The following is a 16796-nucleotide window of genomic DNA, read 5'->3' as shown; positions in this document are numbered from 1 at the left end:
CGCGACTCCAGAGGGGTTGGCACACTAAAGGACGGCTCCGAGGAGCCGGTGTTCCAGTCGCCGTCTATGCTGTCGCGACCTGCGGGCAGTGGTCCAACAGGTAAATCAGATGGGATTCAGCGGCTACGCTGCTCAATCATGGAACTGCGCCATCTCCAGCATTTCGTGGCGGTCGCCGAGGACCAGCACTTCACCCGGGCGGCCGAGCGGCTCATGGTGTCCCAGTCGGGCCTGTCGGCCTCGATCCGGGCCCTTGAACGGGAGTTGCAGACCCCGCTGTTCGTGCGGACGACCCGCAGGGTGACCCTCACCCCGGCCGGGCGGGCGCTGCTGTGCGAGGCGGAGCGGATCCTGGCGCAGGTGCGGGCCGCCCACGAGGCGGTGGCCGCGGTGCAGGGCGTGCTGCGCGGGATGCTGGCACTCGGGTCCGAGCAGTGCATCGCCGGGGTGCATGTGGCCGGGCTGCTCGCGGCCTTCCGGCGGCAGCATCCGGACGTGGAGATCTGCCTGCGCCAGGCGGGCTCGGGCGCGCTCGCCGAGGAGGTCGCGGCCGGGCGCCTCGATCTGGCCTTCGCCGTGCGGGCGGCCCAGGAGGACACCGACCAGCTGCGGGTCGTACCCCTCACCGGCGAACCGATGACCGTCCTGTGCCACCCCAGCCACCGGCTCGCGGAGGCCGGCGCCGCCGTCACCCCGGAGGACCTGGGCGGCGAGGTCTTCGTCGACTTCCACCCGGACTGGGGGCCGCGCCGCACCACCGACGCCGTGTTCGCGGCGGCGGGCGTACGGCGGACGGTGGCCCTCGAGGTCAACGACGTGCACAGCCTCCTGGACCTGGTCGACGAGGACCTCGGCATCGCCGTCGTACCGCGCCACTTCCGGCACAAGCGCGGCTCACTGACCGCGCTGCCGGTGAAGGACACCGGCGAGTCCGTCTACGAGACGGTAGCCCTGCTGCCGCCCCCGCAGGCCACGAGCCCGGCGGCCCGGGCGCTGATGGCGCTGCTGGAGACGGAGGGCGACGCGTGACGGACGGCTCATGGGGGCGTCGGCGGACGGCCCCCGCCGACGCGTGGCCGGGCGGGCGGTCGACCAAGTCCGCGCCACCCGCGAACACGTCCGCGGCAGGCCGCCCAGGCCCCGCGGAAACACATGCCGGACGACCCAGGGGCGCGTGACGGACGGCTTTGCGCGATGGTGGAGCCATGCATGCCAAGGACATCCTCATCGACGGGTACAACCGCATCCAGGAAGAAGTCCACGCCGCTGTCGAGGGCCTCGACCCCGACGCCCTGCACGCCCGGCCCGCCGCCGACGCCAACTCCGTCGCCTGGCTGGTCTGGCACCTCACCCGCGTCCAGGACGACCACATCGCCGACGCCTTCGACCTCGACCAGGTCTGGCTGACCCAGGACTTCCAGAAGACGTTCGGCCTGGACCTGCCCCGGCACGACACCGGCTACGGCCACACCGCCGCGAAGGTCGCCAAGGTGCGGGTCGACTCCGGCGACCTGCTGACCGGCTACTACGACGCCGTGCACGCCCAGACCCTGGGGGCGCTGCGCGAGGTGGCCGCCAAGGATCTGGAGCGCGTCGTCGACGACCGCTGGGATCCACCGGTCACCCTGGGCGTACGACTGGTCAGCGTCCTGTCCGACGATCTCCAGCACGTCGGACAGGCCGCCTATGTGCGCGGGCTGCTTCAGAGCGCGTAGCCCGGGAGGACGACGTCCTCGATGAGGGCCTTGCGCTCGTCGAACGGGATGAACGCGCTCTTCAGGGCGTTCACGGTGACGGTGCGCAGGTCCTCGACCGTCCAGCCGGCCTCCTCGACCAGCAGCGACATCTCGCGGGTCATCGTCGTCCCCGACACCAGACGGTTGTCGGTGTTGAGGGTGACGCGGAAGCCGAGGTCCTTCAGCGCGGTGATCGGGTGCTCGGCGATGGAGGTGGCGGCGCCGGTCTGGAGGTTGGACGTCGGGCACATCTCCAGCGCGACACGGCGGTCCCGCACCCAGCCCGCGAGGCGGCCGAGCTTGCCGTCCACGATGTCGTCAGTGAGGCGCACGCCGTGGCCGATGCGCTGGGCGCCGCAGATCTGCAGCGCCTGGTGGATGCTGGACAGGCCGTCGGCCTCACCGGCGTGGATGGTGAACGGCACGCTCTCGCGACGCAGGTGCTCGAAGGCCGCCAGGTGGTCGGCGGCGGGGAAGCCGGCCTCGGCACCGGCTATGTCGAAGCCGACGACACCGGCGTCCCGGAAGGCCACGGCGAGGTCGGCTGCCTCACGCACCCGGTCGAACATCCGCATCCCGCACAGCAGGGTGCCGACGCGCACCGGGGTACCGGCGGCCGCGGCCTTCGCCATACCGGCCGCGAGACCCTCCTGGACCGTCTCGACGACCTCGGCGAGGCTCAGCCCTCCGTTGGTGTTCAGCTCGGGGGCGTACCGCACCTCGCCGTAGACGACACCGTCGGCGGCCAGGTCGAGGACGTACTCCTCGGCCGTGCGCAGCAGGCCCTCGCGGGTCTGCATCACGGCGAGGGTGTGCTCGAAGGTGGCGATGTAGCGGACCAGGTCACCGGAGTTCGCGGCCTCGAAGTACCAGGCGGCGAGCTCGTCCGGGTCGGTGGTGGGCAGGGTGTGGCCGACCTCGGCCGCGAGCTCGACCACGGTGGCGGGGCGCAGGCCGCCGTCGAGGTGGTCGTGCAGGACGGCCTTGGGGAGGCGGCGGATCACATCGGCGTCTACGCGCATAGCAGTCATGGCGAGGTCTTTCTTCGAGCCTGGGGCGGGGTGGTTCGGAGGGGCGGGAGGCGGAGGGTCAGCCGGCGGGCTGGAGCAGGTCCCAGCGGTTGCCGTACAGGTCCTGGAAGACGGCGACCGAGCCGTACGGCTCGTGCCGGGGCTCCTCCAGGAAGGTCACGCCCGCGGCGAGCATCCGGGCGTGGTCGCGGGCGAAGTCGTCGGTGTGCAGGAAGAACCCGACGCGCCCGCCGGTCTGGTCGCCGACCCGGGCACGCTGCTCGTCCCCCTTGGCCCGGGCCAGCAGCAGCGCGGTGCCCTGCTCGTCGGCCGCTACGACGACCCAGCGGGAGCCGTCCGGACGCGGGGCGTCCTCGACGAGCCGGAATCCGAGGGCCTCGGTGTAGAAGCGGATCGCCTCGTCGTAGTCGTCGACGACGAGGGTGACCAGGGCGATGCGTCTCATCGGGGCCTTCCGGGAGGTGCGATTGACGGGAGAGGTTATACGTAAAACCTCGCGGACGCCAGTCGTCGGCGGAACGGCACCCGACCGCGCCCCGCGACCTAGGGCCCTTCTGATGGATCTCCGTGACGCCGCGGAGATCCATCAGAAGGGCCCTAGGTCCGAGGTCCGAAACCCGACGGGCCCCGCGCCCGATCCGCACCGCCCCCCTCCCCCGCTACCGTCCGGCCCATGAAGATCACCGAACCGGCCCGTACCCCCGAGCGGCGCAAGCGCGACCTCCTGGTCCGTCTGGAGGAGGAGATGGACGTCTGGGTGGCCACGGCCGACGCGGACGGGGTGCCGTGCCTGGTCCCGCTCTGGTTCGTGTGGCACGGCGAGTCCCTGTGGCTCGCGACCCGGCCGACCACCCCGACCGGGCGCAACCTGCGCGACGGCCGACGGGCCCGGCTGGCGCTCGGGGACACGCTGGACGTCGTCCTCGTCGACGGCGACGTGGAGATGTACGCCGCCGAGGAGGTGCCGGGCGCGGCGGCCGGGGCGTTTCTCGCGAAGACGGGCTGGGATCCCCGGGCGGACGCGGGGCCGTACGTGTTCTTCCGGGTGCGTCCGCGCGCGGTGCAGGCGCGAAACGGCGAGCACGAGATGCGCGGCCGGTATCTCCTGCGGGACGGGGTGTGGGTGGTCTGAGCCGGGGCCCGAAGCCGGGCGTACCGCCGGCCGACATTGTTTTCACGCACGGGAGTTACCTGGGAGTAATCGCCGGTGGTTTGATGTGCGGCGCCACTCAGCCCCCTCACCCTCAGGGAGATCCAGTGACGCTCTTCCCACCGCGCCGCACCCCGGGCGCAGCCGTGCTCGCCCTCACCCTCGCCGCCACCGGGCTCGTGGGCGCGGCGCCCGCTGCCTCGGCCGCCTCGACCCCTGAGCAGGTGCCACCGCTGCGGGTGCTGTCGTACAACGTCTTCCTTTTCAGCAGGACCTTGTACCCGAACTGGGGCCAGGACCACCGGGCCGCGGAGATCGCGAAGGCGTCCTTCTTCCGCGGGAACGACGTCGTGGTGGTGCAGGAGGCGTTCGACAACGCGTCGTCGGACGCGCTGAAGACCTCGGTGGCGAGCGAGTACCCGTACCAGACGCCGGTGGTGGGGCGGAGCAGGAGCGGCTGGGACGCGACCGGCGGCGCGTACTCGGCGACGACGCCCGAGGACGGCGGGGTCGTGGTGCTCAGCAAGTGGCCGGTGCTGCGCAAGGAGCAGTGGGTCTACAAGGACGCGTGCGGGGCGGACTGGTGGTCCAACAAGGGCTTCGCGTACGTGGTGTTGAACGTCAACGGCACGAAGGTGCACGTCGTCGGCACGCACGCGCAGTCGACCGACCCGGGCTGTGCCGCCGGCGAGGCGGCCGCGATGCGCAGTCGGCAGTTCAGTGCGATCGACGCCTTCCTGGACGCCAAGAACATCCCGGCGGGCGAACAGGTCCTGGTCGCCGGTGACATGAACGTCGACTCGCGCACGTCCGAGTACGCCTCGATGCTCGCCGACGGCGGGCTGGTGGGGGCCGACGCCCGGACCGGGCACGCGTACTCGTTCGACACGCGGGAGAACTCCATCGCCCTCGACCGCTACCCCGACGACCCGCGCGAGGACCTGGACCACGTCCTGCACCGCGCGGGTCACGTGCGCCCAACGGTCTGGAAGAACGAGGTCGTCAAGGAGCAGAGCGCGCCCTGGACGGTGTCCAGCTGGGGGACGGACTACACGTACACGAACCTCTCCGACCACTATCCGGTGACGGGGTACACGGGCTGAGCGAGGCCGGCGAGGTGATGGGTTCGGCTCAACCGGTGTGCTGTCGCGCCGAGTCGAGCCGGACCAGCTCGTCGTTGGTCAGGCGGAGCGCACCCGCGGCGACGTTCTCGGCCAGGTGGTCGGGGTTGCCGGTGCCGGGGATGGCGAGGACGTGCGGGCCCTGGTGCAGGGTCCAGGCGATGCGCACCTGGGCGGGGCTCGCGCCGTGCGCCCGGGCAACGGCCAGGACCTCGTCGTCGTGGGCGGTGGTGGCGCCCCGCTCGCCGGTGTCGCCGGCGACGGCGTAGAACGGCACGAAGGCGATCCGCTGTTCGCCGCACCGGCGCAGGATTTCGTCGGCCTGGGGGTCTGGCCGGTCGAGCGCGTACCGGTTCTGCACGCTCGCCACGGGCGCGATGGCCTGCGCCTCGGCGAGGTGACGTGGCTCCACGCCGGAGATGCCGAGGTGGCGGACGAGTCCCGCCGCACGGAGCTCGGCCAGCGCGCCGAAGTGCTCGGCGATCGAGTCCTGGCCCATGCGGCGCAGGTACACGAGGTCCAGATGGTCGCGGCCGAGCTGGCGCAGGTTCTCCTCGACGTGGCCGCGGAGTTGGTCGGGGCGGGCCGAGGTGCCCCAGTCGCCGTCGTACTCGCGGTGGGGGCCGACCTTGGTGGCGATGACCAGGCCGTCGGGGTACGGCGCCAACGCGGTGTTGATGAGTTCGTTGGCGGAACGCAGGGCGGAGAAGTAGAAGGCGGCCGTGTCGATGTGGTCGACGCCCACATCGACCGCCTTGCGCAGGACGGCGATCGAACGGTCCCGGTCGCTCGGCGTGCCGTGGTGGAAGGCGGCGCTGCCCGTGAGCCGCATCGCGCCGAAGCCGAGGCGGCTCACGGGCAGGTCGCCGAGGGTGAAGGTGCCCGAGGCCTTCGCGGTGATCGTTTCGGAGGTCATCGGCGGAGTGTCGCACACGCCTCGGACACCGGCGTGGCGTCAGCAGTACAGGTTGCCGCCCGGGGAGACGCCGAGGATCTGTGTGAAGCGCTGGTAGGCGCTGACGCGGCTCTGCACCTGCGCCGGGTTCTTGCCGTCGCATTCCAGGGAGCCGTTGATGGAGCGGATGGTCTGGCCGAAGCCGGCCTGGTTGACCATGGCGTTGTGGGGGGTCATGGTGCCGGGGCCGCTCTGGGTGTTCCAGTACCACAGGCCGGTCTTCCAGGCGACGGCCGACTCGTTCTGCACCCGCCAGGGGTTGCCCAGCAGGTCGATGCCGAGGGCGTCGCCCGCCGCCTTGTAGTTGAAGTTCCAGCTGAGCTGGATGGGGCCGCGTCCGTAGTAGGCGTCCTGGCCTGCGGGGCAGCCGTAGGGCTGGCTGCGGTCGCAGTAGTGGGGGTAGTTGGCGGTGTTCTGCTCGACGATGTGGACCAGGCCGCCGGTCTCGTGGTTGACGTTGGCGAGGAAGGCGGCCGCCTCCTGCTTCTTCACCGTGTCGCTGCCGGTGTTGGCGAAGCCGGGGTAGGCGCTGAGGGCGGCGGTGAGGCCGCTGTACGTGTAGAAGGGGTTCCGGTTCGGGAACATCTGGTTGAACTGCGACTCGCTGACGACGAACCCGGCGGCGGACGCGCTGGGGGCCGGCTGGAGCAGCAGCGCGGCGCCGGCCAGGGCGAGGGAGGACATCAGAGCGGCTATGCGGCGCTTCGACACAGGGTCAACTCCTTTGCGGAGCACGGCCGCACCCGGCCAAGGGCAGGGCGAAGCAGAGCCTTGTGCGCACGCGCCGACCGGGTCGGCCACGGCGTGGGGGCGGCCGTGGTGGGGGGTGTGAAGACATACTCAACCGCTTTGGTCTGTACCAGTCAATGGTGCAGACCAACCGAACTCCAAGTTGGCTTGAGAGTGTTGGGGCCGAGGAGGCTTCCGCGGCTTCCGCTCATCGCGCCGCCCGGCCGGCGTACGCCCGGACGTCCGCGTCCGCGTCGTCGACCGCGCTCGACAGCGCCGTGCGGGCGTCGTCGTGTGCGGCATGGCGCAGCAGAGCGAGTACGGCGGCCTTGCGCACATCGGCGTTCGGGTCCTCCAGCAACTCGGCGAGAGCGGGGACCCCGTGCTCCGGCGCGGCGCCGCCGAGGGCGGTCGCGGCCCCCGCGCGGACCTGCCAGGCCGGGTCGGTGAGTGCCGCCGTGACGGTGGCGAGGAGTGGGGCCGGGACGCCGAGGACGCCCAGGGCCTCCAGGGCCGCCGCGCGTACCAGGACGTCGGCATCAAGGATCAGGCCGGACAGGGCGACCGACGCGCCCTCGCCCTGCGCCAGGGACCGTGCCAGGTCGATGTGCGGGGCCAGGGCCGCGAACCCGCGCGTCACGGCCACCCGTACCTCACGCGCCGTGTCCGCGGCCGCCGCCGACAGGGCGTCGACCGCGTCCACCGAGACCAGGGCACGTACGGCGGCCAGGCGGACGTCGATGTCCGGCGCGGCCAGGTGCCCGGCGTACAGGGCGGCGTCGCCGAGGCGCAAGGCGCGCAGCAGGTCCAGGGCGGTGCTGCGGGCGGTCGGGTCCGCGACCGTCAGGGCGGCTACCAGCGTGTCACGCAACTCCCGCTCCGCCGGGAGGACTTCGGCCAGCTCGCGCAGCGAGGAGGCGGCAGCGGCCCGTACGTGTCCGTCGCCGTCGGCCAGGGCGGTGGCCAGGGCCGGGCCGGCCCCGGGTGGGGCCGTCTCGGTCAGCACCCTGACGGCCTCCAGACGTACGACGGCGTCCGGGTCCTTCAAGTAGGGCTCCAGCGCCTGTAGTTCGGGCTGCTCCTCGGTGAGCGCGACCAGTTCCAGGAGCCGTTCCCGGCTGGACTCCGAGGCGTCGTGCGTCGCACCGGCGGTCGGGGCGGCCCCGCCCGGTTCCGCGCCTGCCGCCGCCGGCGGTGCCTCCCGGCGCCCCGCCGTGGCCGTCGGCAGCGGATCCACCTCGCCGAGGTGGCGCGAGGGGCCGCCGACGGGGGTGAACTCCGGCACGGGCACGAGGTAGGGGGCGACGGGACGTGCAGTGAACTCCATCGCGCCGGACGGGCGCTTGCGCAGGTCCAGGTGGTGCAGCCAGTCCGAGTCGTCGCGCTGGGGGTGGTCCAGGCGCTCGTGGTAGAGGCCCCAGCGGGACTCGGTGCGGGCGAGGGAGGACCGGGCCGCCATCTCCGCGCAGTCCCGGATGAACGAGACCTCGGCGCAGCGCATCAGCTCGTGCGGTGTGCGCGCGCCCATCTCGGCGATCTCGTCCCGCATCCGCTCGAAGTGCTCCAGCGCCAGGGAGAGCCGGGCGCCGCTCTTGGGCGGGGCGACGTAGTCGTTGACGAAGCGGCGCAGCTTGTACTCCACCTGCGGCTGGGCGGGTCCGTCGGGGTTGCGCAGCGGGCGGTAGATCAACTCGTGGGCCTCGGCGAGCTGTTCGCGCGGCAGCTCGCCCTGGTACGCCGTGTACTGGGCGGCGTCCTCGCCCGCCAGGTCGCCGAAGACGAACGCCCCGATCATGTAGTTGTGCGGGACGCAGGCCAGGTCGCCGGCCGCGTACAGCCGGGGCACGGTGGTGCGGGCGTGGTCGTCGACCCGTACCCCCGAGGCGGAGTGACCGCCGCACAGACCGATCTCGGAGATGTGCATCTCGATGTCGTGGGTGCGGTAGTCATGGCCGCGTCCGGAGTGGAAGGTGCCGCGGGTGGGGCGCTCGGTGGAGTGCAGGATGGACTCCAGGGCCGATATCGACTCCTCGGGCAGGTGGCTGAGCTTGAGGTAGACCGGACCTCGGTCGGAGGCGACCTCGGCGGCGAACTCCGCCATCATCTGCCCGGACCAGTAGTCGGAGTCGACGAACCGCTGCCCGTGCCGGTTGACCTGGTAACCGCCGAAGGGGTTCGCGACATAGGCGCAGGCCGGGCCGTTGTAGTCCTTGATGAGCGGGTTGATCTGGAAGCACTCGATGCCGGTGAGCTCGGCGCCCGCGTGGTACGCCATCGCATAGCCGTCGCCCGCGTTGGTCGGGTTCTCGTACGTGCCGTACAGATAGCCGCTCGCGGGCAGTCCGAGACGTCCGCAGGCCCCCGTCGCGAGGATCACGGCCCCCGCGCGCACGGTCACGAAGTCTCCGGTGCGGGTGTTGAAGGCCGCGGCGCCGACCGCCTTGCCGTCGGCGGTCAGCACGCGCACCGGCATCAGCCGGTTCTCGATGCGGATCCGCTCGCGGTTCTCCCGCCTGCGCAGCTGCCGGTAGAGGACCTTCTTGACGTCCTTGCCCTCGGGCATCGGCAGCACGTACGAGCCCGAGCGGTGCACCTGGCGGACGGCGTACTCACCGTGCTCGTCCTTCTCGAACTTCACCCCGTACGACTCCAGGCGCCGCACCATCTCGAACCCCCGGGTGGCCGTCTGACGGACCGTCGACTGGTCGACGATGCCGTCGTTTGCGCGGGTGATCTCGGCGACGTAGTCGTCCGGCTCGGCCCGGCCGGGGATGACGGCGTTGTTGACCCCGTCCATGCCCATGGCGAGTGCTCCGGAGTGCCGTACGTGCGCCTTCTCCAACAGCAGCACGGACGCACCGCGCCCGGCGGCGGTCAGCGCGGCCATGGTGCCGGCGGTGCCGCCTCCGATCACGAGGACGTCGCAGGTCAGCTCCTCGGCAGAGTCGAGGGCGGGTATCTGAGTCAGGGTCGCGGGAGTCATGGTGGGTGGCCTTTCGGAGCTTGCGGGGGGCGCGGGCTGGGGCGTGGCGGAGAGGTGCGGGCCGTGTGTGGCCGTTCGCGCGGTCCCCACCGCCCCTGGGTCGGCGGCCGCGAGGCCGACTCAGGGACGCGGGGAACCGCGCGAACGGCCCCCACCGCCCCGCAGTCGCCGACAGATCCGAGCGCCCGAGCTCTTCAGCGATGACCAATCGGGGCGGACTGACATGTCGTCAGAGCGCCTTGGTGCCGAGGGAATCCAGAACCTGACGGCGCAGGGCCGTCGTCGCGGGGTCGTCGTGGGCAGTGCGGTCGCGGGGCCGTGGCACCTGCCGGATCCCGGTGAGCCCGCCGTCGGCCAGCAGTGCCACCCGGTCGCCGAGGAACACCGCCTCGTCCACGTCGTGGGTGACGAAGACGACGGTGGCGCCCGTGCCCCGCAGCACGTCCACGAGCAACTGCTGCATGCCGGCCCGGGTCTGGGCGTCCAGGGCGCCGAACGGTTCGTCCATGAGGACGGCGCGCGGCTGTCCGGCGAGGGCGCGGGCGAGCTGGACCCGTTGCCGTTGACCTCCGGAGAGGCGGTGCGGCAGCCGGCGCTCCAGGCCGGCCAGGCCGACCCGGTCCAGCCACTCCTCCGCCCGGGCCCTGCGCTCGGCGCGGCCCAGCCCTCGGATGACCAGCGGCAGTTCGACGTTCGCGCGTGCCGTGCGCCAGGGCAGCAGCGCGTCCTCCTGGAAGACGAGGGCCCGGTCCGCGCCGGGGCCCGTGACGGGACGCCCGTCCTGGGTGACCTGTCCGGCGAGCGCGGGCAGCAGCCCGGCCAGCGTCCGCAGCAGGGTGGACTTGCCGCACCCGGACGGGCCGACGACGGTGAGGATCTCGCCGGGGGCCGCTTCGAGGTCCACCCCGTGGAGCACGGCGGCACCCGGCCGTCCGAGTTCCGCGTCGGTGAGGCCGATCCGGGCGCCGGAGGCGGCGGCACCGGTCCGGGCGTCGGTCGTCGCGACAGGTGTCTGCGTGCTCATGATGTGGCACTCCCCTCGCGCCGCGGCAGCCAGTGCGTCAGCCTGCGTCCGATGACCTCCACCAGCGTGGAGGTCAGCCAGCCCAGCAGGCCGATGCTGACGATGCCGGTGAAGACACCCGGGTAGTCGATGACGGTGTAGTCCTGCCAGGTGCGGTAGCCGATGCCGTACTCGCCGGAGATCATCTCCGCCGAGATCACACAGATCCACGAGACGCCGATCCCGACCGACAGCCCGCCGAAGATCCCTGGCAGCGCGCCCGGCAGCACCACGGAGACGAGCACCCGCCACCGTCCGCCGCCCATGGTGAGCACCGCTTCCTCCCACACCGGGGCCAGTGCGCGCACCGCGTGCCGGGTGGCGACCAGCACCGGGAAGAAGGCGGCGGTGAAGGTGATGAAGACGATGCCCTGTTCGTTGCTGGGGAAGAGCAGGATCGCCACGGGGACGAGTGCGATGGCGGGGACGGGCCGCAGCACCTCCAGGACCGGGCCGACCAGGTCCGCGGTCCAGCGGGAGCGTCCGACGGCGACGCCCGCGGCGACACCGAGCGCCGCCGCGAGCAGGAAGCCGGTCACGATCCTGCGCAGACTGTCGCTCACGTCCTGCCAGTACGCGCCGTCGCCGAGCCGCTGCCCGAACTCGCGGGCCACGTCGGTGACGGACGGGAACTGGTCGAAGCGCAGCCACAGTTGGACGTCGAGCGTGGTCAGCAGCTGCCACAGCGCGAGCGCGGCGAGCAGCGACAGGACGCGTACCACCGGCCGGAACCTTGCGGTGCGCGGGCCCGCGGCGGGTGGCGGCCCCGCGGACGCCTTCTTCGGCGGGGCGGTCATCGCGGTCATGACGCCTGCTCCAGCGCGGTGGCGTAGGAGACGGTGCGGGCGCCGGGGTGCGCCTGGGTGTACGCGCGAGCGGCGGAGGGCGTGACGAAGGGCAGCAACTCCTCGCCGTCCTGGACCCAGACGGACCGGTCCGCGTACCAGCGGGTGCCGTTGCCGGCGTCCGGCACATAGGCGGCGCGTACCTCGCCCTGGTGACCGGTGACGAACTTCAGCAGTGCGGTGGGCGAGTCGAAGGGGCGGGTGCGCTCCTCGCCCTTGAGCCACACCTCGGCGCGCGAGGGCTCGGGGGTGGCGGCGAGCCGCTCGGCGTACTCCTTGCCGTACACCCTCTTGATCGGGCCGTCGTCGACGAAGGAGTCGACGTCCACGTCGCCGACGAGCTTCGCCGAGCGCAGCACCGGTACGTCCTTCTTCAGCGCGGCGACGAGCTGTGGCTTGAGGGCGGGATCGAAGGTGGCGATGCCGCCGCTGCCGTTGTAGAGGTAGACGGCCTCCGGGGGCAGGCCGGTGGCCTCGGCGACCTTCTCGGCGGCCTGCACGGGGTGGTCGTTCAGATAGCGCGTCGCCTCGGTCTGCGCGGTGAGGAAGGCGTCGAGGACCTTCGGCCGCTGCTCGGCGAAGTCCTGGCGGACCGTGACTCCGTGGAAGGTGGGCAGGTCGAGTTCCGCCCCGTCGTAGAGGGCCTTGGCCTTGCCCTGGAAGGCGAGCAGTCCGGGCCAGGCCACGAACTGCGACAGGGCGTCCACGCTGCCCGCCTGGAGTGCCGAAGCACCCACGGCCGGCTGCTGGTTGAGCTTGCGGATGTCCTTCTCCGGGTCGAGCCCGGCCTGCCGCAGCGCCCGTACGAGGGTTCCGTCGGCGGCCGAACCGACGCTGGTGGAGACCTTCTTGCCCTTCAGGTCCTGCAGCGAGGCCAGCTTCGACCGCGGGGCGGTCACCACGGTGTTGAGGGCGCCGCGCAGGTTGTAGCCGGTGACCGAGACGAGCCGGGTGGGGCGGTTCAGCTGCTTGCCGCGGGCGGCGTTGATGAGCAGCGGGAAGTCGCCCATCGACCCGATGTCGATCTTCCCGGCGGTCATCTGCGCGGTGATGGGCGCGCCCGTGGCGTAGTCCTGCCACTCGACCTGGTAGGAGATGCCGTCCCGTTCGCCCTGCGCGGCGAGTTCGCGCTCGAAGTAGCCGAGGGAGCGCAGCAGGGTGCCGGCGGTGACGGTGTTGATGGTCTTGGACTGGTAGCCGACGGTCACGGTGACGTGGGTGGCGTCGCCGGCCGACGTGTCGCCGCCGCAGCCGGTGACGAGGGCGCCGAGGAGGGCTGCCGCGAGCAGGGCGGCGGACGTCGTGCGTTCGCGTGTCATCGGGAGTGGGCCTTTCACCGCAGCAGGTAGGGCATGTTGACCGTGACGGCCCCGGTGGGGCAGCGGGCGGCGCAGGGGCCGCAGTACCAGCACTCGTCGACGTGCATGTACGCCTTGCCGCTGTCGGGGTTGATCGCCAGGGAGTCCAGCGGACACATGTCGACACAGAGTGTGCAGCCGTCGATGCACTTCGACTCGTCGACGGTCACGGGCACGTCGGCCCGCTGGGGCACCAAGGGCATGGCTGTCTCCAGTGAGGTACTGCTCGGGGTGAGGGAAACGCTGCGCGGATCGCGGGCGTTGTCAGGGCGAGCGGCGATGCGAAGCGCTCATACGGAGCGGCGCAGCAGCCCGCTCATCGCGATCCGGTCCCCACGGAACCGGATGAACTCCAGGTCCACGGGCCTGCCGTCGCACAGGTGGGTGAGGCGCTCCAGCATCAGCACGGCGGTGCCGCGCGGCGCCTGGAGCACGGTGGCGGAGTGCGCGTCGGCGTTGACGGCCTCCAGGGTGATCTCCGCGTGTCCGAGCGGCTGCCCGGTGATCTGCTCCAGCAGCCGGAAGACGTCGGTGTTCTCCAGGTCGGCGCCGATAAGCTCACTGCCGATGTCCAGCGGCAGATAGGTGAGGTCGAGGGAGAGCGGCAGCCCGTTCAGCTTGCGCAGGCGCTCGACGTAGAGGACGTCGGTGCCGGTGGGCAGCCGCAGTCGCTCGGCCACGGGTGCGGGCGCGGCGACCGGCCCCATGGTGCGTACCTCGTTGGTGACCCGGCCGTGTTCCCGCAGGGTTTCCGCGAGTCCCATCAGCCGGTCGAGCCCGTGCGAGTACTTCTCGGCGACGACGACGGTGCCGACGCCGGGCAGCCGCTCGACGAGCTGCTCGGCGCGCAGCAGGTCGAGTGCGTGCCGGACGGTGTTGCGTGACACCGCGTACTCGGCCGCGAGGACGTCCTCGTGGGGCAGGGCGCCCCCGGGAAACCCCCCGGTCAGCACGAGGTGCCGCAGCAGGTCCGCGAGCTGCCGCGCCCGGTCGGCACGCAGCCGCCGTCGGCGGGCCGCGGCGAGCGGGGCGGTGTGTTCGCGGGTTCGTTCGGCTGGCATGCGGTGACCATACCGACGGGCGACGCTCAGTGGTGTTGCTGAATCATTGCGCCACCTGAGTCCCCTTCAACCGGCCGCTGACCTGGTGTTTCCAGGAACACCGACCGGGTTTCGCCACCAGGCGCACAGCTGCCCCAGCTCTACACATAAAGAGAAAATAAGCGCAGAATGGGGCTAGGCGGCGCTTACCGCACACCGCACCAGACGCGGTCAGGCCTGCGAGTCAAAGGAGACGAGTCATGGCCAACGTCTCGCCCACCCGGGGTGACATAACCAGCCACCCCGATGCACCAGAAATGCGGGATCGCTACGCCCGCATGCTCGGCGGTCGTGATGTGGCGCTTGTGGACGGACCGGTGTTCCTGCTCGGTCTGTACTGCGCCGTATCCCCCTGGATACTCCACTACACGACGAGCCAGCCCGCCCTCGTGACCCACAACCTGATCGTGGGCATCGCGATCGGCCTGCTGGCCCTCGGATTCACCCGGGCTCCGGACCGCATGTACGGCCTGAGCTGGGCCTTCTGCGCGATGGGTGTCTGGATGATCATCGCGCCGTGGATCGTCGGGGACAGCCCGGACGCGGGCGTCATCGTGAACAACATCATCATCGGCGCGCTGGCCGTGTGCCTGGGGCTGCTGTGCGCCGGTACGGCGGCGAAGAGCGCCCCGAGGCCGTAGCGGCACACCCGAGAGGAGACCGTCGGCCGGTCCGCACCCGCGGGCCGGCCCTCTGCCGCCCTGACCCCGGCGACCGACTAGGTGTGCTGTCCGGGGACGTTGGTGACGGGCGACACGCCTTGAGTGGTCCTTGAACGGGGCGAGGGCCTCTGGGTTCGGTGTGGCTTGCGAGATCTACAACCGATCGCCAGGAGGCCCTCGTTGTCCCACCGTAACGCCCCGCTGACTCCGACCGGCAGGCTGCGTCTGGCCTGGTGTGTCGTCGAGGACGGCTGGCGCTGCGCCGGGCTGCGGAACGCTTCCAGGTCAGCCACACCACTGCGGCCCACTGGGCAGGCCGCTACTGCCGGCACGGAGCAGCGGGCCTGCACGACCGCTCCAGCCGCCCTCATCACAGCCCATGCAAGGCGCCGGCCGCGGTGGAACGACAGGTCGTCCGGCTCAGGCGCGAGCACCACATCGGCCCCGTCCGGCTGGCCGCCCGATGCGGCATCGCCGCCTCCACCGCCCACCGCATCCTCGTCCGGCACGGCCTGCCCGTCCTGGCCGCCACCGACCGGGCCACCGGCGAACCCGTCCGCCGCTACGAACGCAGCCGGCTCGGCGAACTGGTCCACATCGACGTCAAGAAGCTCGGCCGCATCCCCGACGGCGGCGGCCACAAGGTCCTCGGCCGCGCCGACGGCCGCCGCAACAAGACCGGCACCGGATACGCCTACCTCCACACCGCCCTGGACGACCACTCCCGCCTGGCCTACACCGAAGACCTGCCCGACGAGAAGGCCGCCACCTGCGCCCGTTTCCTCCAGCGAGCGGTCGCCTGGTTCGCGGCACGCGGCGTCACCGTCGAGCGGGTCCTGACCGACAATGCCTGGGCCTACACCAAGAACACCTGGCGCCAGACCTGCCACGACCTGGGCATCAGCCCGCGCTGGACGCGTCCCTGGCGGCCACAGACCAACGGCAAGGTCGAACGCTTCCACTGCACCCTGCTCGACGAATGGGCCTACCACCGGCCCTACACCAGCAACACCGAACGCACCGAAGCCCTGACAGACTTCCTGCACACCTACAACCACCACCGCTGCCACACCGCACTCGGCGGCAAGCCACCCATCACCCGTGTGAACAACGCCGCGGGTCAATACACCTAGCGCGTCGGCATCAGCCACGGCTCCTGCGGCAGGACATGGCCGGTCTCCAGCAGCGACTTGAGGTTGGACAGCACGGCCGGCCAACCGGACGACACATCGGCGCGGGCACTCTCGTCCGGCAGGTCCTCGTGGGTCACGGTGAGCCGGACGATGTCGGCGTGCCGCTGGATGTCGAAGGTGACCCTGGAGTACTTGTCCTCCTGCCCCTCCTCGTCCGGCGCCGCCCAGGTGGTGACCAGACGGTTGGGCCGCTCGCTCGCCACGACGGTGCCGACGACGTCGGCGACGCCCGAACCGTCCGTACGGACATGGGCCCAGTCAGATCCGGTCCGCCAGTCCGAGACGTTGCTGTGTCCCCAGTAGGCGGCGGTCAGGTCGGCGTCGGTGAGCGCGTCCCAGACCTTCTCGGGCGTGCTCTCGATGTAGGTGACGTACACAAAGGTGGGCTTGTCGGTCATGGCTTCCTCGGCTCGTCGTTTCACAGCCCCGAGCACCCGCAGGCGGGGGCTCTCGAACTTGTCGATCCACCGCTCCTGGATCTCGTGGAGCGGGACCGGATTGAGGTAGTGCAGCTTTTCCCGCCCCCGCCGCACCGTGCCGACCAGGTTGGCGGCCTCCAGGACGGCCAGGTGCTGGGTCACCGACTGGCGCGCCATGCCGATACCGGCGCACAGCTCTCCCAGCGTCTGCCCGTTGTCCTCGCGCAGCCGGTCCAGCAGCCGCCTTCGTGTCTCGTCGGCCAGCGCCTTGAAGACCTTGTCCATCCCCGGACCACTCTCCGATCGCACACTCAAAGTTATGCAGGTAAACACCTGCATGTCAATCGGGGCAGTTTTTCCCTTTCGCGTCACATACGCCGAACGACTGTTACATGACGTACGGGAACCCTTGACGGTCGGTCCGTAGCTTCGAAGTCGTCGGAACGAATCC

The 16796-nt window shown here is 71.3% G+C and carries 16 protein-coding genes and 1 pseudogene; 6 read left to right on the top strand and 11 right to left on the bottom strand.

The features are described 5' to 3' along the window. The first annotated feature begins 138 nt into the window (after positions 1 to 138). Both ACFZBP_RS38410 and ACFZBP_RS38405 read left to right on the top strand, forming a co-directional pair. Complete coding sequence (locus ACFZBP_RS38410) at positions 139 to 1029, top strand: LysR substrate-binding domain-containing protein (RefSeq protein WP_391420530.1); 891 nt, start codon at positions 139 to 141, stop codon at positions 1027 to 1029. Between the two features lie 176 nt (positions 1030 to 1205). Next, positions 1206 to 1715 (top strand): DUF664 domain-containing protein, encoded by a 510-nt coding sequence (locus tag ACFZBP_RS38405; RefSeq protein ID WP_383452602.1) that lies wholly within the window; start codon positions 1206 to 1208, stop codon positions 1713 to 1715. On the opposite strand, the gene ACFZBP_RS38400 is transcribed toward ACFZBP_RS38405, so the two are convergent. Both ACFZBP_RS38400 and ACFZBP_RS38395 read right to left on the bottom strand, forming a co-directional pair. Beyond that, complete coding sequence (locus ACFZBP_RS38400) at positions 1703 to 2767, bottom strand: adenosine deaminase (RefSeq protein WP_391420527.1); 1065 nt, start codon at positions 2765 to 2767, stop codon at positions 1703 to 1705. The two genes, ACFZBP_RS38405 and ACFZBP_RS38400, sit on opposite strands and share 13 nt — an antisense overlap. A 58-nt stretch (positions 2768 to 2825) precedes the next feature. Next, positions 2826 to 3212 (bottom strand): VOC family protein, encoded by a 387-nt coding sequence (locus tag ACFZBP_RS38395; RefSeq protein WP_391420525.1) that lies wholly within the window; start codon positions 3210 to 3212, stop codon positions 2826 to 2828. Between the two features lie 228 nt (positions 3213 to 3440). Between ACFZBP_RS38395 and ACFZBP_RS38390 the strand changes: the two genes are divergently transcribed. Both ACFZBP_RS38390 and sph read left to right on the top strand, forming a co-directional pair. Further along, complete coding sequence (locus ACFZBP_RS38390; protein ID WP_391420524.1) at positions 3441 to 3899, top strand: pyridoxamine 5'-phosphate oxidase family protein; 459 nt, start codon at positions 3441 to 3443, stop codon at positions 3897 to 3899. An 83-nt stretch (positions 3900 to 3982) separates the two neighbouring features. Beyond that, entirely contained in the window at positions 3983 to 5020 is a 1038-nt protein-coding gene (sph, locus tag ACFZBP_RS38385; RefSeq protein ID WP_391420522.1) for a sphingomyelin phosphodiesterase, read from the top strand. A 28-nt stretch (positions 5021 to 5048) separates the two neighbouring features. Here sph and ACFZBP_RS38380 read toward each other — a convergent pair whose 3' ends face one another. The 8 genes from ACFZBP_RS38380 to ACFZBP_RS38345 all read right to left on the bottom strand — a co-directional run bounded on the left by ACFZBP_RS38380 (position 5049) and on the right by ACFZBP_RS38345 (position 14032). Beyond that, positions 5049 to 5954: an aldo/keto reductase gene (locus ACFZBP_RS38380; RefSeq protein WP_391420520.1), complete on the bottom strand. Its 906-nt coding sequence runs from the start codon at positions 5952 to 5954 to the stop codon at positions 5049 to 5051. Between the two features lie 39 nt (positions 5955 to 5993). Next, positions 5994 to 6677 (bottom strand): glycoside hydrolase family 19 protein, encoded by a 684-nt coding sequence (locus ACFZBP_RS38375; protein WP_391420643.1) that lies wholly within the window; start codon positions 6675 to 6677, stop codon positions 5994 to 5996. 253 nt (positions 6678 to 6930) lie between these two features. After that, positions 6931 to 9705: a fumarate reductase/succinate dehydrogenase flavoprotein subunit gene (locus tag ACFZBP_RS38370; RefSeq protein WP_391420518.1), complete on the bottom strand. Its 2775-nt coding sequence runs from the start codon at positions 9703 to 9705 to the stop codon at positions 6931 to 6933. A gap of 229 nt (positions 9706 to 9934) precedes the next feature. Beyond that, a complete protein-coding gene (locus ACFZBP_RS38365) occupies positions 9935 to 10729 on the bottom strand; it encodes an ATP-binding cassette domain-containing protein (RefSeq protein WP_391420516.1) in 795 nt (264 codons plus the stop codon). Continuing rightward, on the bottom strand, positions 10726 to 11565 hold the full coding sequence (locus ACFZBP_RS38360; RefSeq protein WP_383452955.1) for an ABC transporter permease: 840 nt from the start codon (positions 11563 to 11565) through the stop codon (positions 10726 to 10728). Before ACFZBP_RS38360 ends, ACFZBP_RS38365 begins: the two co-directional genes overlap by 4 nt. A 5-nt stretch (positions 11566 to 11570) precedes the next feature. Further along, entirely contained in the window at positions 11571 to 12932 is a 1362-nt protein-coding gene (locus tag ACFZBP_RS38355; RefSeq protein ID WP_391420514.1) for an ABC transporter substrate-binding protein, read from the bottom strand. A 14-nt stretch (positions 12933 to 12946) separates the two neighbouring features. Then, the gene (locus ACFZBP_RS38350) at positions 12947 to 13174 is read right to left on the bottom strand and encodes a ferredoxin family protein (RefSeq protein WP_031480193.1); all 228 of its coding nucleotides are present in this window, start codon (positions 13172 to 13174) and stop codon (positions 12947 to 12949) included. Positions 13175 to 13261: 87 nt separating this feature from the next. After that, complete coding sequence (locus ACFZBP_RS38345) at positions 13262 to 14032, bottom strand: GntR family transcriptional regulator (RefSeq protein WP_383452581.1); 771 nt, start codon at positions 14030 to 14032, stop codon at positions 13262 to 13264. Between the two features lie 239 nt (positions 14033 to 14271). Here ACFZBP_RS38345 and ACFZBP_RS38340 point away from each other — a divergent pair, with 239 nt between their 5' ends. Further along, positions 14272 to 14712 (top strand): SPW repeat protein, encoded by a 441-nt coding sequence (locus ACFZBP_RS38340; protein ID WP_383452579.1) that lies wholly within the window; start codon positions 14272 to 14274, stop codon positions 14710 to 14712. Positions 14713 to 14913: 201 nt separating this feature from the next. Beyond that, positions 14914 to 15866: pseudogene (locus ACFZBP_RS38335) on the top strand (IS481 family transposase). Here ACFZBP_RS38335 and ACFZBP_RS38330 read toward each other — a convergent pair. Further along, positions 15863 to 16630 (bottom strand): ArsR/SmtB family transcription factor, encoded by a 768-nt coding sequence (locus ACFZBP_RS38330; RefSeq protein WP_383452577.1) that lies wholly within the window; start codon positions 16628 to 16630, stop codon positions 15863 to 15865. The pseudogene ACFZBP_RS38335 and the gene ACFZBP_RS38330 sit on opposite strands and share 4 nt — an antisense overlap. Positions 16631 to 16796 lie beyond the last annotated feature (166 nt).

This window comes from Streptomyces sp. NPDC008086 (assembly GCF_042957325.1).
In the GTDB taxonomy this organism is placed as follows: domain Bacteria; phylum Actinomycetota; class Actinomycetes; order Streptomycetales; family Streptomycetaceae; genus Streptomyces.
This window is presented reverse-complemented; position numbering and strand designations above follow the sequence as displayed.